The sequence below is a fragment of the Flavobacterium movens genome (assembly GCF_039581425.1).
GTDB classification, from domain to species: domain Bacteria; phylum Bacteroidota; class Bacteroidia; order Flavobacteriales; family Flavobacteriaceae; genus Flavobacterium; species Flavobacterium luteolum.
In genome coordinates this window covers 1-19,775 of the sequence record NZ_JBCPXY010000001.1, presented here as the reverse complement: position 1 = coordinate 19,775, position 19,775 = coordinate 1, and the positions used below count along the sequence as shown (strand labels likewise).

Below are 19,775 nucleotides of genomic sequence, written 5' to 3'. Positions count from 1 at the left end.
GTTAGATAAAGGTTTCAAAATTAAAGTTAGTCTTTAATTTTGAAACGAATATACGTAATTGCCTTATTAATTTCTAGATATTGTTTTTCGTAAAAAGTCTGGATAGAAGTTACAACTTCAGGGCTTCCTTCGTTTTTATATACGTTATGATTCGCATATAAAACTTCGTGACCTTCACCATGAAGCAATCCAAGAGTATAACCGTGCATAAATTCGCTATCGGTTTTAAGGTTTACGACACCGTCTTTTTTCAGGATTTTTTTGTACAATTTCAAGAACTCAGAATTCGTCATTCTGTGTTTCGTTCTTTTGTATTTGATCTGCGGATCTGGGAAAGTAATCCAGATTTCGTCAACTTCGCCTTCAGCAAAAATATGATTGATTAATTCGATTTGAGTACGAACGAAAGCAACATTATGAAGTCCGTTTTCAACAGCCGTTTTAGCACCACGCCAGAAACGCGCACCTTTAATATCAATTCCGATAAAATTTTTGTTTGGGTATTTTTCTGCTAATCCAACAGAATATTCTCCCTTTCCGCATCCTAACTCTAAAACTAATGGATTATCATTTTTAAAGAAATCAGAATTCCATTTTCCTTTTAAAGGCATTAAATCGCCTACAACTTCTTCTCTAGTTGGTTGAAAAACGTTTTGAAATGTTTCGTTTTCTCTGAATCTCTTAAGTTTATTTTTACTTCCCACTTTTACAAAAATTTTCGGCAAAATTAAGGAATATAAACGAATGAAATGGCGTAAGTGGGTTTAAATGTTTTTTTCTGCCACGAATTCACGAATTATTTTAAAAATAAAATTTGTGAATTCGTGGCGAAAAAAAATTATCCATAATGAGGCTCAGTAATGGGTTGTGCTTTTGGGTCAAGAGATTCATCGTGTTGAGATAAATCCAATCCGATGTGTTCTGACTCTTCTGAAACTCTTAATGGAATAATGAAATTGGTTACTTTAAATAAGAAATAAGCTCCGAAGAAAGTAAAGATCGAAACCAGAACCAGCGCCATCATGTGATGTCCGAAAACATTCCATCCGCCATGTAGTAAACTTGCATCTTCGCCGTGAGCGAAAATAGCCGTTAGAATCATTCCCATAATTCCTCCAACACCGTGACAAGCAAAAACGTCAAGCGTATCGTCAAATCTTTTAGAGTATTTACAGTTTACAGCCGTATTAGAAACCAAAGCCGTAATGAAACCGAAGAACATACTTTCTGGCACAGAAACAAATCCTGCAGCTGGTGTAATGGCAACAAGTCCTACAACAGCACCAATGCAAGCGCCTAAAGCAGAAACTTTTCTTCCGTTCATTCTATCAAAGAAAATCCAAGTTAACATCGCTGCAGCCGATGAAGTTGTCGTTGTAGCAAAAGCCATCGCAGCAGTTCCGTTGGCAGCAAGAGCAGATCCAGCGTTGAATCCAAACCAGCCAAACCAAAGCATTCCTGTTCCTAATAATACAAACGGAATATTAGTTGGAATATGTTGGCTGTTTTTTCTTTTTCCTAAAACAATAACTCCAGCCAAAGCAGCAAAACCAGAACTCATGTGCACCACAGTTCCTCCGGCAAAATCTTTAACACCAAAATAACTTCCTAAAACACCCGTCGGATACCAAACCGCGTGACATAAAGGAGCATATATAAAAATGGTAAATAAACTAATGAAAACTAAATAAGAGATAAAACGAACGCGCTCTGCAAACGAACCCGTAATAATAGCAGGACAAATGATAGCAAATTTCATTTGAAACAAAGCAAAAAGCATAAACGGAATCGTATTGGCCAATTGTTTATGAGGCAGAACGCCAACATAATCCATAAAAGCAAAAGTGGTCGGATTTCCGAAAAAGCTGTAAAAATGATCTCCAGAACCAAATCCAACTGGTTCTCCAAAAGCCAAACTAAAAGCAACAACAACCCATAAAAGCGTTACAACTCCTAAACAGATAAAACTTTGAAGCATGGTCGAAATAACGTTTTTCTTTCCTACCATTCCGCCATAAAAGAAAGACAATCCTGGTGTCATAATTAAAACCAGACAGCTCGAAGTAAGCATCCAGGCAACATCGGCAGGAACGATATGATCTGTAGTTCCGAATTCTGATAAAACATAATTATTTTCGGTCACTGTTGGCCAAAATGCCCCTATCGTACATACGACGCTAATCATAATAAAGGAAATAATCCAGCGTTTTTCTATTTTCATTTTTAAAATACTTTGTTTAACCCTATTTTTTTTGGGGTCAAAGTTAGAAAAAAATAAAGATTCTTGTTTTTAAGGCTGTTAAAATAGAGGTCTAAGTTCTATTTTGATGAAATTTGTAAAATACAGGTTCTTTTTTTGACAGTATCTTATTCTAAAGTTATAAAAAAGCACTGTTTTTGCCGAATTAATTAAAAATAATCGACGAACAGTGCTTCTAAAGTGCTCAAAAAGTTACGTTTATAATAAGAAAACCGTAAAATGTTTTATTTTTTCTGAAGTTTTGCAATCAAAGCGTCTTCAATTGGTGCTTTAATTTTAGTTACGGCATCAACTTCGTCATTCGGAATCGTCATTGACAGCACATAATGCTGAATTTTCCATTCGTTCCCCACTTTTATTAAAACTCCAGAACCGCGACAGATTTTCATTTGGGTGTCTAATAATTCATCAAACCAAGCAATTTTTCCTGATTTATCAAAAAAGATATGACGTTCTAAAGCTTTAAAATTCCAAGTCGTTCCTTTATCGAAAAATGGTTTTGCCCAAATAGCAAATTCCTTTTTAGTCCAATTTTCGGTTGCATCAGTTCCAATGTAAATGGCATCGTCTGCCAAGACATTAAAGTAGGCATCATATTTTACTTCGGCAGCCGCTTTATGCCAAGCGTCTAATGTATGATTGATTTTGATTTTGTCTGTTTGTGCATTGGCAAAAGAAGCAACAAATAAAAGGAGTAAAAATGTTTTTTTCATGAGATATGTTATTTGAGTTTAAAGGTATAATTTTTTTTAAACGATGTAAGTGATATAAGAAAACTAAAGAAAACGAATTATTGCCACAAAGGCACGAGGGCGCAAAGTTTTATTTTAAAGATTCTTAGTGCCTTTGTGGCAAGTGTAAGTAAAGCTTAAATTATCTTACATTACTTATATGGCGTAATATCTCAAAAACCACTATATTTGATTTTCAATAAAAATACCCCAGTCATGAAGGCAAAAATACTTCTAAGCTCAATAGCTGTTACTTCTTTACTTTTTGTTTCTTGTAAAAAGGAATTAGAGCCGCAAGAAAGTACAGCAACCTCAGAATTAGTAAGATTAGGACTTGCAAAAGATACAACTAAACCTGCAGCGCCAGTAGCGCAAACTCCTGCTGCAAACCCAAATACGGTTTTAAGCGATACAAAAGGAATTAATCCTGCTCACGGACAGCCGGGACACCGTTGCGATATTGCGGTTGGAGCACCTTTAAACTCTGCACCTCCGCAACAAGGACAGGTTACATCACAAGCAGGACAAACTGTACAGGTAAGTCAGCCTCAAGTTGTAACTACCACTACGACAACACCAGTTAAAGTGGCAAAAGGAATGAATCCGCCACACGGACAGCCGGGGCATAGATGTGATATTCCTGTTGGAGCGCCATTAAATTCGCCTAAAGCAACAACAACTGCAACAACGACAAATACAGCTCAAAGTGGAACGGTTACGCAAAACTTTAGCGTTACTCCTCCAGCATCAAACCCAGTTCCTGCTTTGTTAAGCACAGAAGATACTGAAGCGACAGTAGCTGATGGAATGAATCCGCCACACGGAAAACCAGGTCACCGTTGCGATATTGCAGTTGGCGCACCATTGCCTAAATAAAGTAAACTACATAAGTGATATAAGTTAATTTAAGATTATCACTTGTTGTTATCCATAAAAAAAGCGAAGCATTGTAGGCTTCGCTTTTTTTGTGATATAAGTTTTCAATAAACTCTAAAAATAACTTACATCACTTATATGGTTTAAAAAAAATTAATGTTCTTTTATCTTCTCGAAAGTGCTCGTCAATGTTTTTTTAGCTTTGGCCAATGCACCGCTAAAAGCTTTTTCTAAAGTGTCTGCGTGTTCTGTAACCGTAATTGGCTGTAGTTTTACAGGACGAACTTCAATCACACATTTTTTGTCATGCAAGCTGAATTTTTCTCCATTTTCATCTCCAAAATGAATTTCTACGCGAGTAATTTTATCTTGAAAACGGTCTAAGCTTTTTTCTACTTCTCCAGAAAAATAACTTTCTAATCTTGCACTTCCTTCAATGTTTTTGTCGGTGTTGATTTGTACTTTCATAACAAATAAAATTTAATGATTCATTCTCAAACTTATCGATTTTAAAGATAAAAGACAAGTAGGTTAAGGAAATATTATGAAATTTTAAATTGATTTATTTTTCAATTTTGTAATTTCGATTTGGAGAAAATATACTTAGAGTATTTTAATTCTTAAATAAAGAAAAAACTTACAATTTGTTTTTGTTTTTCATATATTTGGAGTTCCTAAAACTTCAAATAATGAACACAAAAAAAATTTTTGCCCGTACGGCATGCTGGCGGTATTGGAAACAACTGCAACGCGTATTTGAAGGCGTAGGACAGCTAACCCGTGCGGGTTTTATTTTCCCTAAACTTCAAATTTATGAGTACCAACGCCCTTTCCAAAGAAACCGAATTGAGGTTAACAGAATTCTTCAACAATTCAATCGATTCTAAAAGTATGGCAAAAACCATTAGGCAAGTAAATTTCCTAATTGCATTAAACGCAATACGAGAAGATGGATTTATGAAAACCGAAACCGTAAATATTGAAGATGGTTTCTTTTGGTTAAATGAATTAGCCGAAATTCTTGATCCTTATTTGGGGATTGAGTAAGAGATGAGAAAAAGCCACTTGGTAGAGTGGCTTTTTTGTTTTCATAAATCTTATTTATTGAAAATTGTATCTAAATGATGTTCTAAAAATTCTTTTCTTGGTAAATATTTTTTTGCTTTAAGTATTTCTTGATTTTCTATTGACGCAAAATACTTTTCAAAGTATTCAGTTTTCTTTTTCTTTTTTAAAGTTTCAGAAAATATGATTTTGAGATCTGTATTAATGCCAATTAATCCTTTATCAAAAGCTTTATCATAAAGTGCTGAAAAACAAATTCCATTTTCAGGACTTAAACGATGCTCTTCACTTGTTGACCAAGGAATTATATGGCTGGCATGTAATAATTCAGGAATATCAATACCTGTAATTGCACATTTATAGGAGTAATTGGTTAAAACTATTTTTCTAAAAACACATTGATTTACTCTGGTTTTTACTTCACGAAGAACAGTTTCACCCTTTAAATCTTTTAAATCCTCGAGAATATCTTTGTATTTGCTTCGAAGAGAAGTATTTTCTTTTTGAGCTAAGATTTCTTCACTTTGAAACAATAATCCTTCTTTATTTTCGAAAAATTCATCCCAAATCGGTTGAACTTGTCTCTTTCCATGATCTAGACCTTTTACACCTCTTTGTTGATGAAAAGGGTCTATACTTGCAAAATTTCCTAGTCTTCTTGATATTGCGCCAGGGGTTCTTCCTATAATTTCTGCCAATCTTTTTACATCAGGATTTCTAGAATGACTCTTTCCAAACTCAATTGTAAGATACAGGTTAAAGGCAACGATTAATTCTTCTCGTGTCCAGAGGTTTTTTGGTGGCATTCTTGGATAAATTTGTCTTTAGTAAATATAGGTAATAAATACTAAAGTCTAATTTTTCATAAAACCTTAAAGTAAAAAAAATATAGAACTATTTTTTTGGTGGATAAATTAAGAGAAATTCATAAGTAAAAGTTTAATAGAATATAAAAGTCAATTTTGTATGTCTCTTTTATGATTATCTTTAATTAATTATTTTTCGGGATACATGATGGTAAAGTAATTTTCAAAAGCTTTGCATAGCAATTCCTTATCAATTTCTAATAATTCGTTCCTAACATCCCAATCTCTTATATATTCCACATCTTCTTGGGAAATCTCTTCACCATCAAGTTTTTTTGTTAAAATTTCGCTAAGCAAAACACTATTGCATTGATAATATTTAGGATAAAATTTTTGTATAAAACTCCAATAGTCAAATTGATCTTCTTCTTTTTTCTCTATTACGATTTGGTCATTCTCTTCAAATTCTTTTACAACTTCAAATTCCAACCAACCAATAGTTTCAGACATTCCTTTATAGAAAGCATTTCTTTGTGCTTGAGTTTCAAATGTGTATTTTTTAAAATTTACTGTTTTTTCAAAGTCATTAAATGCTTCATTGTTATTGTATTTTCTAATTTGATCTTTCCCAAAAATTATTTCTACTGAATATCTCATTTCTTAATTATGTGTTGTATTAAATATCTTACGTAAAAATATGAGATTTTAAGTGTTTTTTGCTGCAGTAAAATGTTTTTAACTTTTTTAAACGAAAATTACCCTTTATCCTTCTTCCCCCACTTAACCTTCATTTTTCCTTCATTATCATAAGCGATCAAATGCAGGACAATACCGCGTTCGCGAACGGCTTTTCGTTCTTCTTTGGTGGCTAGTTTGGCGTCGTTTTTAGAGTTTCTTAGCGGAATGGTGAGGGCGAGATTGGTGCCTCGGCCAAAAGAGTAAATTCCGACAATGTCAAAGTTTAAGACGCTGGAACTTATGGTAAGTTTATTGACATCGACTTGTTCTCCGCGCAGATTAAGTGAACCCGACAAATCGCTGAAAGTAATATTCTCTACATCGCGAAACGGAAAAGCAAATTTGCCGACTTTCATAATCGGCTCAAAATTGAGTAATGCGCCTTGATTGACGTTAAAATCTAGTTTTCCTTTCATCGAATTAACAATCAGATCGCCTTTACTGCTCATTAAACCCGCAACATTGGCATTGCTGGATAATCGGCCACGAATGTTTTTTGGACTGAAAGATTTGATTCCGAAATTATTAAAAGACCTTAAAAAACTCGCAATATCAACTCGGTTTACCTGCGCATTTGATGTAAAAACATATTGGTTGCGACTTGGCTGCACAGAACCGCTAAACGTTATGCTTCCGCCAGAAGTCTGCAGTGTTCCGTTTTTAAGCAAAATCTTCGAATCTAGCATTTGGATTGTAGCTCGAGTATTGGTTGCCGTAAGCGATCCGTAAGTGATTTTATCGGCTTTGAGGTTAATTACAGCAGCACATTTTTCTATTACCGATCGCAACTGATTTGTAAAATTGACATTCTTTTTAACTGTTTTTTTCTCTGCTACTTTTTGTTTCGGAGAATTTTCTAAAACGCCTATAAACTGTTTCACATCAATATTTGGACAGTAAATATTCCAGTTTACGACCATTTTTTCGGGTGCATCGTAATAGAGATTTAAGAAATTATCGATTTTTCCGTCAATGCGAATAATGTTCTTTTTGTGTTTGTAGGCTATTTTTTTTATGTAAAGTGCTTCTTGTGTAAACGACAATTGTACAGCCGTTTTTTCGGCATGAATCTTTTTCGGAATATAATCGAATGTGGCATCAGCAATATCAACATCTCCTGTAAATTTGGGTTTATTGATGTACAAATCGACAATATCAAACTGAAACTTCAAATTGGCTTTGGCATGACCGCTTTCAAAATGAAGCATTTTCTCGTTCATCATTCCGTTGAGTTTCGAAATGTCAAAGTCAGAATTCACAACTCCTGTAGCAATTGGTTTTTCGAGATTATTAATTACGGCCTGCGCAATTGTCAACGGAATACTTTCGTATTCGGCTTTAAAATTGGTTAAAATAATAGCCGAGTTCGGATCGCTGGATTCCTTTTCGGGTTTAAAAGTGTTAGTAAAAATTCCTTTGAAACTGCAATTGGTAAACAAACCATCTGGAATACTCACTTCGTTATCGCGAATATCTGCCTGCACCACAATTTTTGGATCGCCTTCTACATTCAAATCGCCTTTGATGTCGCAGTTTACTTTAATCGGTTTTTTGATGTCGAATTGGTTGAGTTTAGAACTAATGTTTGCCGATAATAAATTGGAAGCATTTCGCCATAAAATATCCGTCCCGATATTAATTCCGAAAAGCGAATTGTTTTTTCCGATATTAAAATAAGCGATAATGTCAAAAACGTCAGAACCAATTTTAAGCCCTTTGGTTTTAATGTCTATTTTCTGATTGGCTTCGGCATACGAAATATCAAAATTGCCTTCCAGAACTTTTTCCTTAGCAAAACTTCCGTGAACGGTATTAAAGGCTAGACTGTTAATTTTAGTTTTCAAATACAAATTAGTCTGCCAGTTATTGTCGCCATAATTTACTTTAGATTCTAAACTTGCCACATCAAAATCAAACAGTTTATGACCCAGATGATTGTCAATAATGACGTGAACATCGTTGAGGTTTACTTCGTCAATTGTCGTTTCAGGTTTTTCTTTATCGGTTTGAGTTTTCTTCTTTTTGGGTTTAAAAATATTGACGTTAGAATAACCGTTTTCGGCTTTATAAATATAGATATCGGCGTCGTTGATTAAGATTTTATGAATGTTGATTTCGTGCTGCAGCAAACTCAAAATGTTCAAACGCGCTTCGATTTCTTTTGCTCTCAACAAAGTATGTTTATGGCTCTGCCATTGATTGTCTTTTATTTCGACATCATTAAGCGCCAATGTAAAATTGGGGAAACCCGTTAGAAACTTATAATGAAAATCTCTAATATGAAATTTGCCATTTATATTTTCGTTGATTTTAGTATTGACTTTAGCAATAATTTCGGCTTTATTTCGATTAAAATAAATCGACAAACCTCCGCAGGCAAGCAAAAGTAATGCAATTAAGCCCAAGATAAAATATCCAAAACGTTTGGCGTATTTTTTAAAAGAATCAGATTGCAGAAAGGATTTGGTTTTGGATAAAGCTTCTTTCATAGTAGCCGAATTTTGAATGTATTAAAGATACTACAAAAAACATTAACTTTTTATTGGTTTGATTTTCAGGTAAATAAATTGTAATTTTAAAGTTATCTAGCTTATAATTAATGATAATACATTTATAACGAAAACTAATTTAGTAATGGTGTTTGATTTATTTTAAATTTTTAAATTTGTACTGTAGTTTGAAAGTTAATATTTCAAACCTAATTTAATCTTAATATATTATGGCATTAGCAATAACAGATGCTACTTTTGATGAAGTAGTTTTAAAATCAGATAAACCAGTAATGGTAGATTTTTGGGCAGCATGGTGTGGTCCTTGTAGAATGGTTGGTCCAATCATTGACCAATTAAGCGAAGAGTACGCTGGTAAAGTAGTTGTTGGTAAAGTAGATGTAGATGCTAACCAAGAATTTGCTGCAAAATATGGTGTGCGTAACATACCAACCGTTTTGGTGTTTCATAACGGTGAAGTAGTAGGAAAACAAGTAGGAGTAGCTCCGAAACAAACCTACGCAGATAGTTTAGACGCTTTATTGTAATCTTAGATTACGATTGATATAAAAGAGGTCCGACGAAAGTTGGACCTTTTTTATTTTTTAGTGTTGAGTTTTTTAACACATAGAAACATAGATTTTATACTCATAAAAAGAGTTTAGAGAAAACTAGTTTTCACACATAGCTATGTGGTTTTTAAATAAGTGAAACGCCTCTACACTCAAAGATAAGTTATGTTTCTATGTGTTAAAATAATTGCAAGAGTTACTCCAAATCAATTAGTGGCTGTGCGTTTCACTGTTTTCATAACCTAAAATCGTGATCATATAAGGCGTGCTAGAAACCTTAGTCTTTTTGATTGCCAATGTAGAAAGGTTTACTTGTATTAATTCTCCCGTTGTTGGCGAAGTGATATAAGCAAAACGGTCTGTAACTGCTATTTGAGGTTTTAATGTGGCATCTGTAGCGGTTTCTGCAGTCGCTTTAACTTCTTTTGCAACTTGTAAACTGCTAACATCATAAAGTTTAAGTTCTCCAGAATGCAATAAAACGGCCAGTTTCTTACGATCGTAACTCGTTTTGCATTGCATAATGGTTGTGTTGGCAATAATTGGTTTTACAGTATTAGCTACAACATCAATTAAATAAGCACCTTTCGCAGCCGTATAACCAATAAATTTTCCAGCCGAAGCTGTTTCTAAAATACTTCCAAACCAAGCTGTTCCAAAATCTGCTGGATGATCAATTAGTTTTTGATTTCCGTTGCTTTCTATAACCAAAATTCCGCTTGACGAACCAAAAACAGCATAAACACCGTCTGAAGCATTTCCGTGAATTCCTTTTGTCGCAATTTTAGCATCGAAAAGTGTTTTACCGGTATTGTCAATAATTTTTACTTTTTCTGGAAGCGTTCCTGTAACCGAATTATCTTTTACGGTAATCGCATAAGTTCCGTTTGTAAAAGTCGCCATTGCACCGTGATGTGCCAATAAACCTGCGTTTACAGTTTTGAAAGTTGAACCAGCTTTGTTCACATCGGCTTCTTTACCAACCGAAAGCGTTCCGTCTCCGTCGTTAAAAGTCAGGATTTCTCCAATTTTACTTTTAAAATGCGTTGGTTTTAAGGCGCTTGTCGCTAAAATTCCAAATTTCGGAACATCATCAACATCAATGTGATCGCCGTGTAATTCCAATCCGCTGTCGAAAGTTTCTACAAAATTATTGTCTCTGTGAACAATTCCTGCAAAACGTCCAGATTCTGTTGTGTACAAAGAGGCTTTAGCATATTTTGCCGTAAAAGAACTGATTTTATCTTCATGAGGATCAAAAAGCGTTAGCTCCGTAGTTTTTTCGTCAGAAAGTAAAACTCGAACAAATGTATGTTCTTCAGAAGTGTCGTGATCATGATCATGATCGTCGTGGTTGTCATCGTCGTTGCTGCACGAAACCGCAAAAAGCGATACAGCAAATAAAAATAGTAGTTTGTAAAAATTGTTTTTCATTGTAATAAAGGGTTTAAAATTTGTAAATAATTGAGTTTTGAATGGTTTGCTTATCGCGAAATCGAAAACGGAATCTTCATAGAAACAATAATGTTTCGTCCCGCTTCCGGAAGTTCGATAAGTCGGTAAAAGCTGGTGTGATTTAAATATCTGGTATTGAATAAATTCTGGATCTGAATATTGAGGCTGATATCCTGTTTTCCCGCCTTAATTTTTGAGCCAAAAGCCAGATTGAATACATGACTTTCGGGTGTTTTCTTTTCTGGTGGAACGATATTATTCTGCTGTGCCGTAAAGCGATAATCAACAGAAAAGTATGGTTCTTTTAAAAAGGAAATTTGAGGTTCGTAATTCAATTCGAACAAAACAGAAGGCGGGGGAGAAAACGGAAGTGTATAGCCTTTTTTGCTTCCTGATTTTTGTTCAGAATAAAGATATTCGGCTCCAATTTCTGCGCTTAAAGATTTTAGGAAATAATATCTTGTTTGAAATTCTGCACCGTAACGAAAGACTTTGCTTTGGTCATATTCAAAAACCTGATTTCCTGCGCCATAATAAATATCATGCGCTGAGGTTGGATTCAGATAAATGAAATTTGGAAAATAGTTCACAAAAGGCGTCAGTTGAAAAGAGAAGTTTTGTGCTTTCCATTCCATTCCCAAATCCAATTGATACGAACGTTCTGCATCCAGATTCGGATTTCCTTTTTCGAATCGGAAATAATGATAATTTACACCGTTTGAAGCCAGTTCTTTGGCAATTGGCATTCTAAAACTAGAACCCAAATTGGCTTTCAGCGAAAGTTTTCCAGGATTGTAATTTGCACCAATCGACCATGTAAAACTGTCAAAAGTTTTAGTCAAATCTTGAGAACGCTGCAAATATTCCAATTCCGTTTGATTGTTTTCGGAAACCGGACTTTGAAACCAATCGTAATACGATTTCATTTTAATTTTTCCGTAATCGTAACGAACAGCGCCGTTTAAAAACCATTTTTCGTTCAGTTCAATTTTATCATAAGCAAATAAACCAGCATTAAATTGAGTGAAAGCAGGAATTAAAAAACTCCATCCGCCAATTTGATTTTGCTGAAAAACTACATTAGAACCAACCGTAATTTGATGGTTATCAATTCTGAATTCATCTTTAGCAGAAAACGACCAAACATCTTTATTGTATTGGCGTTCCAAATCTTGAGGAGCATACATGTTTTCAGGGTAAATTGGTGGCATATAACCGTGATTGACATAATGGCTATATTCTCTTCTAAAATTATTTTGAAAACCAATCTGCGTCTCAAAAGCATGATTTCCCAACTGAAAAGAAGTCGTATTGCTAACTTTCAAATGATTGACTTGCTGATACGGCATCAAAATATCACGGCTCGATTTGTCGTGTAATTCCAGGTCTACATTTCGAGGTTCTAGTCCATGCGCATTCGCGAAAAATCCGCTTTTGGTATGCACGTTACTGAAATAGAAAACCGATTTAAAATGTTCTCCAGAATAACCTGAACTCAAATGAAAATCAAGTTCACGCCCTGCCGTATTTCGTAAATGATTTTTGTATAATGGAACAGCATAACTATAGACATGAACCACATCGGTTGGAACGCGATAATCGCCGTAATCCATTGTGGTAACTCGAGAATCGAAGAACCAATTTTCGTTTCTTCCAAATAAATTAACAGAACTTCCAAATTGCGCATTGTTGCTTTTTCCCGTAAGATCGACGCTTCCGCCAAAAGTGTTTTGCAACGGAAGAGGCAAAGGTTTAATATTTACCGCACCACCAACAGCATCAGATCCGTAAATAAATGAAGAAGGGCCTTTTATAATTTCTACCCGATTTACAGCATATTGATCGATTTCCAATCCGTGATCTGCACCCCATTGCTGGCCTTCGTGTTTCAAACCGTTCTCAACCACAATAACCTGATTGAAACTCAAGCCACGAATAAGCGGTTTAGAACCTCCAGAACCAATCGAAATAGTTTTAACGCCAGGCAATTTCTGTAAAGACTGCATCAAACTTCCGCCAAGATTGCGCTGAATGAAACTATTGTTTACCGTTTCAATATTTAGCGATTCTTCTTTTTTGCTTTTTTGAGCAGTATTATTGCGGATTAAAACTTCGTCAAGTTCTTCAGTTTCTGGTTTCTTTTCTGAAGGCTGATTTTGAGAAATAGTTTCGGCTGTAATCAATAAACTGGCGAGTAAAAAACAAAATTTCCAATACATGGATAGGGCATTCTTCATTAATCTGATCTTATAAAATTTTAATGCTTAAACCTTTCAGCGTCTGCCAGCCTTCTTTATCCGTCAAGCGAATCATAAAATGATAATCTCCGGGATCAACATCTGCAGGAATGGCGATTTGTGCTGTTGCTTCGTAACTTTTCACACCATTTGGAATAGTATAATTGTTGATGAAAAGCATTGGTTTTACGGGGCTTTTTACGGCTTCCATTTCACAAGTTGTCACTTCTGTACTGTGTGTATGATGATCAAAATTGTGATGAATGTCAAGGCTGTAAGAACCCAAAGCGACATTGTCATTAAAAGTGGCTTTGAAAGTGAAGGTTTTTCCGCGTTCGATCGTGCTGCATTGAATCGGAAAAGCATTTGCTCCAGTGATATCAATTACGGGATATTCGCTGTCGATTTCGGCTTTTTCGCTGGAGCAGGATGAAATAAAAGTAAGAGTCAAAATGCCCATTAAAAGCTTTAATTGTTTCATGTTTTTAATTTATAATGGTTAAGTTTTTCTTCACTTCTAGCTTGCTTCCGTTTTGATCGTTTACGATAATGATGAAGTCGTATTTGCCTTCTGCAGCATCTTCCGGAATATCAAAATGTTTGTGAACTGTCGCGTTTTTTGCACCTGCATATTGTGTCCAAGTAATTTCGTGCGACCAAACTTTCGAGTATGTTTCGGTACTTTTTTGTAGAATTTTTACTTGCACATTTTCGATTTTATCAGCAGCAGTTACTTCTGCATTAAAATGGAAATCTGCGCCAATAGTTGCTGTTTCGCTGTTGCTAAGACCCAGTTCGATTTTGTCAATAGTTGGAGTTGCCTGTTTTTCTTCTGAATCGTCGTTACTGCAGCTTGTGAAGGCCATTGCAGCAAAGAGTGAAGCCAGAATAAGTTTTGTTGTTTTCATTTTTTCTAATTTGATTTTGATCATTTTATAAAGGGTATTTGGGTTATGTAAAAAGCCTATTTCAATGTTTATAAGTCCCAGAGGAACAAAATATTGGTAGCAATAGATTTGTCATTTTGGGTAAATCCCAGCGGGACGAAATATTTATAAATAGATTTGCCTTGATGAGAAAGCCCCAGAGGGGTAAAATATTTATAGAAAATCGATTATCCATTGACGAGAAAGCCCCTGAGGGGTGACATATTCTTTTCTCGTTAAAACAGTACAGCCATAACTAAAACCTGAATTAGGATTTAGTCAGAATGTGTTAATCGATAAAATGTTGAAGTTTTATTGTGCGGAAAAAGCAGAAAACAATATCAATATCAATGAAAATATCAATGAAAATATCAATACTTATTTAATTGCTTAAAATGAATGAAATAGCTTTTTAATGATTCAAGATTTTGAAATCATTAAGTAGCCGAATTGCCAAAACAAAACAGAGCACAAAAAATACTAAAGAGCAAAAGGCGGAGCTCGAAGTGAGAAAAGAGCACCTTTAAAAAATGTAAAATGTGGTTTGCTGTAAAAACTAATATGTTTTACAACAGGATTATTCTTGAAAAACTGAAAAGCATTGAATTCAAATGTGCCAACTGCGCTGAATTTGAAATCGCAAATCGAGCATTTATGAAACGAATGAAGTTTAGCTTTGAATTGTGGTTTTTCGGAAACAGAAAACTCTAATTTCTCTTTGCAATTATGAGTGTCTAAAATATGCTCATACGAATGGACAGCCGGAAAAAGTATTGCGAACAATACAATCAAAGGCATTAAGAGATTTATAAATTTAAGTTTCTTTTTCATTCGTGAAGATTAACTTCTAGATGAGGTTTTTTATGCTGTTTAATGCAATAGTGTTGCAAATATAGAAATCTTATTTTTAAATGCAATATTGTTGCAATAATTGTTTGCGAAAAATCAATGCTTTTGTTAATTTTAGCAAATCTTATATTCCTTAAAAATGAAAATTTTCTACAGCCTTCTTTGTTTTTTTATCTTGATTTTCAATAGTTTTTCTCAGTCAAAAGCAAATGAATTATTTGAAAACGGCGTTTCTGAGCAGCTGGCAAATTTTCGTAAAAAACAGATTTCAGATCTTCAATACACTTTGTTTTTCGAAATTCCCACTCAGAAAGCAGAAAATATAAACTCTCAATTATTTGTAAACTTGAATTTGTCTGATTTAAGTCAGCCTTTGATTTTAGATTTTAAAGAGAAAACTTCCAATATAAAAACGATTGAAGCAAACGGAAAAAAACTTTCTATTGTTCATGAAAACGGACATATTATAATTCCCGTTTCCGATTTGATTTCAGGAAAAAATACCATTTCGATTTCATTCGTTGCAGGAAATCTGTCATTAAATAGAAACGACGATTTCTTATATACTTTATTAGTTCCAGACCGCGCCAGTACATTATTTCCTTGTTTTGATCAGCCAGATTTGAAAGCGACCTATAAACTGAGACTTTCTGTGCCAAAAGATTGGTCGGTTTTGGCTGGAGCCAATGTTGTGGAAAAATTGGATAAAGGTGATTTTACGTATTACACTTTTGGAGAATCAGACAAAATGAGCACCTATTTATTTTCTTTTGTGGCAGGAAAATTTAAAACCGCGACACAAAAGCCAGGTTTAGAAATGACGATGTTGTATCGTGAAAATAGTCCGGAAAAATTTCGCGTCAGCGCTGATACTATTTTCAATTTGCATCAGCAATCTTTAGACTTTTTAGAAAAATATACCAATTTTAAATTTCCGTTTCAGAAATTGGATTTTGCTTCAATTCCTGTTTTTCAATATGGCGGAATGGAACATGTTGGCGCAATTCAATACAGAGAATCAACTTTGTTTTTGGATAACAGTGCAACCGACAGTGAAAAGCTAAACCGTGCAAAACTCATCGCACACGAAACCTCACACATGTGGTTTGGCGATTTGGTAACCATGAAATGGTTTGATGACGTTTGGATGAAAGAGGTTTTTGCCAATTTCATGGCCGATAAAATCATGAATCCAATTTTTCCAAAAGTCAATCATAATCTGCAATTTTTTACGGCGCATTATCCGAGCGCTTTTGCGGAAGATCGATCTTTAGGAACACATCCGATCAAGCAGCATTTGGCGAATTTGAAAGATGCAGGTTCGCTTTACGGCGCGATTATTTACAACAAAGCGCCCATTATGATGCGTCAGTTAGAAGCTTCGATGGGTAAGGAAGCGTTCCAAAAAGGAATTCAAAAATACATTATAAAATACGCCAATGACAATGCCGATTGGAATAATTTGGTAGAACTTCTTGATGCTGAAACTCCGCTTGATATGAAAAAATGGAGCGATGTCTGGGTTAACAAATCGGGGAGGGCCATTTTTACGGATCAAATAGAATATGATGCTAAAAACCGAATCAAAAGTTTTGAAATTCAGCAAAAAGCAGAAGATAAATCGGATAATATATGGCCTCAGGTTTTTCAGATTGGTTTAGTTTATGCTAAAGAGGTAAAAGTTTTATCAATCAATATTAATGACAAAAATACTTTTGTAAAAGAAGCTATAGGACTTGAAAAACCGCTTGCCGTTGTTTACAATTATAATGGTTTTGGATACGGTGTTTTTCCGCTTGACGGGAATAATTTAAATTATATTGTTGATTTAAAAGAGGAAATGGCGAGAGCTTCCAGTTATAGTAATCTTTATGAAAATACTTTGATTGGTAATGTTTCGCCAGAAAAAGCTTTTGAATGTTTTTTAAGAGGAATTCAGACAGAGCGAAATGAATTGGTTTTGCGAATAGCGACAGGAAGTTTAAATACGATCTATTGGAGATTTTTTATCGAAAAACAGCAGAATAAATTGCAGAAAAAACTTGAAGGCGTTTTATACGAGCGTTTGCAGGCTAATTTATCATCTAATATCAAAAAGACATTATTCGGATTGTTCAGTTCGATTGCGTATTCTAATTCGGCGAAAGCCAGTTTATATAAAGTTTGGAATAGAGAAATTTCGATTCCGAATTTGAAGCTAAACGAAGATGATTATACTAATATGGCGATGAATCTGGCAATTTTCAAACATCCAAAAGCTGATGAAATTTTAGAGAAAACCAGAACTTCGTTTACAAATCCAGATAAACAAAAGCGTTTTGAATTCTTGCTTCCGTCTTTATCGAAAGACGAATCGGTTCGAAATGCGTTTATGGAATCTTTAAAAGACGATGCAAACCGAGAAAAAGAATCGTGGGTTTCGGTTGGTTTGGCAAATATTCATCATCCGCTTCGTCAGGAAAGTGCTCAGAAATATATTAGATTTTCACTAGATTTGGTTGACGAAATTCAGCGTACGGGAGATATTTTCTTTCCGAAAGACTGGCTGGATAATACGGTTGGAAAGTATTCGTCGAAATATGCTTTTGATGAAGTGCAAAGATTCTTAAAAGAAAACCCTAATTTTAGTCCGATCTTGAAACGCAAATTGTTTCAGGCAACAGATTTGCTTTATAAAGCGCAAAATATTAAAAAAGAAACCGAATGAAAATCGAATCGGAAATAGAGAAAGTCTCCAGTTTTCAGCATCTTGAAATGCTGGCGAATCAGGTTGTGGAAGGTTTTATATCGGGAATGCACAAAAGTCCGTTTCATGGATTTTCGGCCGAATTTGCTGAACATAAAGTCTATAACGCTGGAGAAAGCACCAAACATATCGACTGGAAATTGTTTGCCAAAACCGATCGTTTGTACACGAAACGTTTTGAGGAAGAAACGAATTTGCGTTGTCATTTGATTGTTGATAATTCGTCATCGATGCATTATCCTGAACTGAAATCGAATCAGCCTTTTTATGAAAAGAAGATTGGTTTTGCGGTTTTGGCTTCGGCAGTTTTGATGAATATTTTAAAGAAACAGCGCGATGCAGTTGGTTTAAGCGTTTTCTCGGATAAATACGAATATTACGCCCCAGAAAAAGGAAGTGATCGTCATCATAGAATGCTTTTGAACAAACTGGAAGAATTATTGGTTCAGCCAAAAGTCAAAAAAACGACTGACACGATTACCTATTTGCATCAGATTGCTGAGAAAATGCATCGCCGTTCGATGATTATTTTGTTTACCGATATGTTTCAGACCGAAGATGACGAGAAATTATTCAATGCATTACAGCATCTAAAACACAACAAACACAAAGTAGTTTTATTTCATGTGGTTGATAATGAAACCGAATTGAAGTTTGATTTTGATAACACGCCAAGAAAGTTTATCGACTTAGAATCAGGAGAAGAGGTTTCTATTTTTGCTGATAATGTAAAAGAGCAATATGAAAAAAGGGTAGAAGCTTATTTTAAAAACTTGGCTTTAACCTGCGCAAAGAACCAAATTAAGTACGTTCCGGTAAATGTTGGCGATAATTTTGAAAAAATATTGACGACATATTTGATTGAAAAACAAAACTTTGGGTAATACTTAAAAAAATAATTTCATTTTTTTTACAAAAACACTTGCAGAAACGAAATTCTGTTATATCTTTGCAACCGCAATAACGCAGAGGTTTGGTAGTTCAGTTGGTTAGAATACATGCCTGTCACGCATGGGGTCGCGGGTTCGAGTCCCGTCCAGACCGCAATATTGGGGAAGCCTTTCTTAACAGAAAGGCTTTTTTGCCCAAATACGGTATCTAAGATTAGTTGTGTTGTTTTGCTACGACTTTGTAACTCGTAGCTGGTTTAGTAGTTAGACCAATGAAAAGCTTTCCACTTTTGTGGATGGCTTTTTTGATTTAAAACCTTTTGTAAAAGGCAAATTCCAATTCCTAAATACTCGTTGAAAATTCCAAATTCCAAAATTGGATTGTGAAGATTTAAAAGCAAAGAGCGCTATCCCGATAGCTATCGGGAACGCAAAGTTCACAAAGATATTTTTTAAAGAATGCAAAGTCGGAAAGTTTAGAATTGATTAAGCTTTGCGATTTTTTTTTTTTTTTGCTTGATTCTGATTTCAACGAACAGTTTGTCATTTCGACGAAGGAGAAATCTTCGCAAGTAATTCTACAAAGATTTTCCATTCATTATATAAAAACATAGCCCATGGTTTCAACCACGGGGACACAATGGATACAAATACGTCTCCCGTGGTTGAAACCACGGGCTATGTTTAAATCAGGTTGAATATTTCTATATGAAAAAACCTTTGTCAAAGTTTTAAACTTTGCGGACTTTGTGTTTCCGATAGCTATCGGGATAGCGTTCTTAGTGGTTAAGTAAAAGAAAATTCCTGCTTTTTGATTAGAACTTGAATTTTTAAAATATTGGAATTTAATTGATTAAAAATTTCTTGAAATTTTATTTGAAAAAACGCTTGCAGAAACGAAAATCTGTTGTATTTTTGCACTCGCAATAACGCAGGGTTTGGTAGTTCAGTTGGTTAGAATACATGCCTGTCACGCATGGGGTCGCGGGTTCGAGTCCCGTCCAGACCGCCTAAGTTGTTAAAAGCCTTTCTTAACGGAAAGGCTTTTTTTTTGTGTATGTCTCGTCCTAAAATAAGTTGACACTAAATTGACTTATTATGAAAAACAAAGTAACAAATGCATCTAAGCGCTCGC

At 34.7% G+C, this 19,775-nt stretch carries 17 protein-coding genes and 2 tRNA genes; 7 read left to right on the top strand and 12 right to left on the bottom strand.

From position 1 onward, the window contains the following. Positions 1–26: 26 nt before the first annotated feature. From trmB to AAYQ05_RS00085, 3 genes are all read right to left on the bottom strand, one after another. A complete protein-coding gene (gene trmB, locus AAYQ05_RS00095; RefSeq protein WP_073408106.1) occupies positions 27–704 on the bottom strand; it encodes a tRNA (guanosine(46)-N7)-methyltransferase TrmB in 678 nt (225 codons plus the stop codon). Positions 705–838: 134 nt separating this feature from the next. Then, entirely contained in the window at positions 839–2,221 is a 1,383-nt protein-coding gene (locus tag AAYQ05_RS00090) for an ammonium transporter (protein WP_343540397.1), read from the bottom strand. A gap of 263 nt (positions 2,222–2,484) precedes the next feature. Then, entirely contained in the window at positions 2,485–2,973 is a 489-nt protein-coding gene (locus tag AAYQ05_RS00085) for a nuclear transport factor 2 family protein (protein ID WP_343540395.1), read from the bottom strand. A gap of 234 nt (positions 2,974–3,207) precedes the next feature. On the opposite strand from AAYQ05_RS00085, the gene AAYQ05_RS00080 reads away from it, so the two are divergent. Further along, positions 3,208–3,867, top strand: a complete 660-nt coding sequence (locus tag AAYQ05_RS00080) for a hypothetical protein (protein ID WP_343540394.1) — start codon at positions 3,208–3,210, stop codon at positions 3,865–3,867. Positions 3,868–4,020: 153 nt separating this feature from the next. Here the strand turns inward: AAYQ05_RS00080 and AAYQ05_RS00075 are convergent, their stop codons facing one another. Then, complete coding sequence (locus AAYQ05_RS00075; RefSeq protein ID WP_111425972.1) at positions 4,021–4,335, bottom strand: HPF/RaiA family ribosome-associated protein; 315 nt, start codon at positions 4,333–4,335, stop codon at positions 4,021–4,023. 345 nt (positions 4,336–4,680) lie between these two features. On the opposite strand from AAYQ05_RS00075, the gene AAYQ05_RS00070 reads away from it, so the two are divergent. Continuing rightward, positions 4,681–4,914, top strand: coding sequence for a hypothetical protein (locus tag AAYQ05_RS00070; protein WP_111367542.1), 234 nt, complete (start codon positions 4,681–4,683; stop codon positions 4,912–4,914). Positions 4,915–4,964: 50 nt separating this feature from the next. On the opposite strand, the gene AAYQ05_RS00065 is transcribed toward AAYQ05_RS00070, so the two are convergent. The 3 genes from AAYQ05_RS00065 to AAYQ05_RS00055 all read right to left on the bottom strand — a co-directional run bounded on the left by AAYQ05_RS00065 (position 4,965) and on the right by AAYQ05_RS00055 (position 8,965). After that, positions 4,965–5,738, bottom strand: a complete 774-nt coding sequence (locus tag AAYQ05_RS00065) for an HNH endonuclease (protein ID WP_343540390.1) — start codon at positions 5,736–5,738, stop codon at positions 4,965–4,967. A 189-nt stretch (positions 5,739–5,927) separates the two neighbouring features. Beyond that, the gene (locus AAYQ05_RS00060; protein ID WP_343540388.1) at positions 5,928–6,395 is read right to left on the bottom strand and encodes a hypothetical protein; all 468 of its coding nucleotides are present in this window, start codon (positions 6,393–6,395) and stop codon (positions 5,928–5,930) included. Between the two features lie 98 nt (positions 6,396–6,493). Continuing rightward, positions 6,494–8,965, bottom strand: coding sequence for an AsmA family protein (locus AAYQ05_RS00055; RefSeq protein ID WP_343540387.1), 2,472 nt, complete (start codon positions 8,963–8,965; stop codon positions 6,494–6,496). A gap of 230 nt (positions 8,966–9,195) precedes the next feature. On the opposite strand from AAYQ05_RS00055, the gene trxA reads away from it, so the two are divergent. Further along, entirely contained in the window at positions 9,196–9,513 is a 318-nt protein-coding gene (trxA, locus tag AAYQ05_RS00050) for a thioredoxin (RefSeq protein ID WP_068844792.1), read from the top strand. A 234-nt stretch (positions 9,514–9,747) separates the two neighbouring features. Here the strand turns inward: trxA and AAYQ05_RS00045 are convergent, their stop codons facing one another. From AAYQ05_RS00045 to AAYQ05_RS00025, 5 genes are all read right to left on the bottom strand, one after another. Continuing rightward, complete coding sequence (locus AAYQ05_RS00045; protein ID WP_343540382.1) at positions 9,748–10,971, bottom strand: hypothetical protein; 1,224 nt, start codon at positions 10,969–10,971, stop codon at positions 9,748–9,750. 50 nt (positions 10,972–11,021) lie between these two features. Then, positions 11,022–13,229, bottom strand: a complete 2,208-nt coding sequence (locus AAYQ05_RS00040; protein ID WP_343540380.1) for a TonB-dependent receptor — start codon at positions 13,227–13,229, stop codon at positions 11,022–11,024. 10 nt (positions 13,230–13,239) lie between these two features. Further along, on the bottom strand, positions 13,240–13,710 hold the full coding sequence (locus AAYQ05_RS00035) for a DUF4625 domain-containing protein (protein WP_343540378.1): 471 nt from the start codon (positions 13,708–13,710) through the stop codon (positions 13,240–13,242). A 4-nt stretch (positions 13,711–13,714) separates the two neighbouring features. Continuing rightward, the gene (locus AAYQ05_RS00030; RefSeq protein ID WP_343540376.1) at positions 13,715–14,137 is read right to left on the bottom strand and encodes a DUF4625 domain-containing protein; all 423 of its coding nucleotides are present in this window, start codon (positions 14,135–14,137) and stop codon (positions 13,715–13,717) included. A gap of 498 nt (positions 14,138–14,635) precedes the next feature. Continuing rightward, entirely contained in the window at positions 14,636–14,986 is a 351-nt protein-coding gene (locus AAYQ05_RS00025; protein ID WP_343540374.1) for a hypothetical protein, read from the bottom strand. A 157-nt stretch (positions 14,987–15,143) separates the two neighbouring features. Between AAYQ05_RS00025 and AAYQ05_RS00020 the strand changes: the two genes are divergently transcribed. From AAYQ05_RS00020 to AAYQ05_RS00005, 4 genes are all read left to right on the top strand, one after another. After that, positions 15,144–17,711: a M1 family aminopeptidase gene (locus AAYQ05_RS00020; RefSeq protein WP_343540372.1), complete on the top strand. Its 2,568-nt coding sequence runs from the start codon at positions 15,144–15,146 to the stop codon at positions 17,709–17,711. After that, a complete protein-coding gene (locus tag AAYQ05_RS00015) occupies positions 17,708–18,634 on the top strand; it encodes a DUF58 domain-containing protein (RefSeq protein WP_343540370.1) in 927 nt (308 codons plus the stop codon). The genes AAYQ05_RS00020 and AAYQ05_RS00015 overlap by 4 nt, the downstream gene beginning before the upstream one ends. An 86-nt stretch (positions 18,635–18,720) precedes the next feature. Next, positions 18,721–18,794: transfer RNA gene (locus AAYQ05_RS00010), tRNA-Asp, on the top strand. Between the two features lie 781 nt (positions 18,795–19,575). Continuing rightward, positions 19,576–19,649: transfer RNA gene (locus tag AAYQ05_RS00005), tRNA-Asp, on the top strand. The last annotated feature ends 126 nt before the right edge of the window (positions 19,650–19,775 follow it).

Excerpts from the sequence above, each read along its gene's own strand:
- AAYQ05_RS00020 (WP_343540372.1), top strand. The coding sequence starts at position 15,144 with ATGAAAATTTTCTACAGCCTTCTTTGTTTTTTTATCTTGATTTTCAAT.
- AAYQ05_RS00085 (WP_343540395.1), bottom strand. The coding sequence starts at position 2,973 with ATGAAAAAAACATTTTTACTCCTTTTATTTGTTGCTTCTTTTGCCAAT.
- AAYQ05_RS00075 (WP_111425972.1), bottom strand. The coding sequence starts at position 4,335 with ATGAAAGTACAAATCAACACCGACAAAAACATTGAAGGAAGTGCAAGA.
- AAYQ05_RS00035 (WP_343540378.1), bottom strand. The coding sequence starts at position 13,710 with ATGAAACAATTAAAGCTTTTAATGGGCATTTTGACTCTTACTTTTATT.
- AAYQ05_RS00070 (WP_111367542.1), top strand. The coding sequence starts at position 4,681 with ATGAGTACCAACGCCCTTTCCAAAGAAACCGAATTGAGGTTAACAGAA.
- AAYQ05_RS00045 (WP_343540382.1), bottom strand. The coding sequence starts at position 10,971 with ATGAAAAACAATTTTTACAAACTACTATTTTTATTTGCTGTATCGCTT.
- AAYQ05_RS00055 (WP_343540387.1), bottom strand. The coding sequence starts at position 8,965 with ATGAAAGAAGCTTTATCCAAAACCAAATCCTTTCTGCAATCTGATTCT.
- AAYQ05_RS00015 (WP_343540370.1), top strand. The coding sequence starts at position 17,708 with ATGAAAATCGAATCGGAAATAGAGAAAGTCTCCAGTTTTCAGCATCTT.
- AAYQ05_RS00040 (WP_343540380.1), bottom strand. The coding sequence starts at position 13,229 with ATGAAGAATGCCCTATCCATGTATTGGAAATTTTGTTTTTTACTCGCC.
- AAYQ05_RS00060 (WP_343540388.1), bottom strand. The coding sequence starts at position 6,395 with ATGAGATATTCAGTAGAAATAATTTTTGGGAAAGATCAAATTAGAAAA.
- AAYQ05_RS00090 (WP_343540397.1), bottom strand. The coding sequence starts at position 2,221 with ATGAAAATAGAAAAACGCTGGATTATTTCCTTTATTATGATTAGCGTC.
- AAYQ05_RS00080 (WP_343540394.1), top strand. The coding sequence starts at position 3,208 with ATGAAGGCAAAAATACTTCTAAGCTCAATAGCTGTTACTTCTTTACTT.
- AAYQ05_RS00025 (WP_343540374.1), bottom strand. The coding sequence starts at position 14,986 with ATGAAAAAGAAACTTAAATTTATAAATCTCTTAATGCCTTTGATTGTA.
- trxA (WP_068844792.1), top strand. The coding sequence starts at position 9,196 with ATGGCATTAGCAATAACAGATGCTACTTTTGATGAAGTAGTTTTAAAA.
- AAYQ05_RS00030 (WP_343540376.1), bottom strand. The coding sequence starts at position 14,137 with ATGAAAACAACAAAACTTATTCTGGCTTCACTCTTTGCTGCAATGGCC.
- AAYQ05_RS00065 (WP_343540390.1), bottom strand. The coding sequence starts at position 5,738 with ATGCCACCAAAAAACCTCTGGACACGAGAAGAATTAATCGTTGCCTTT.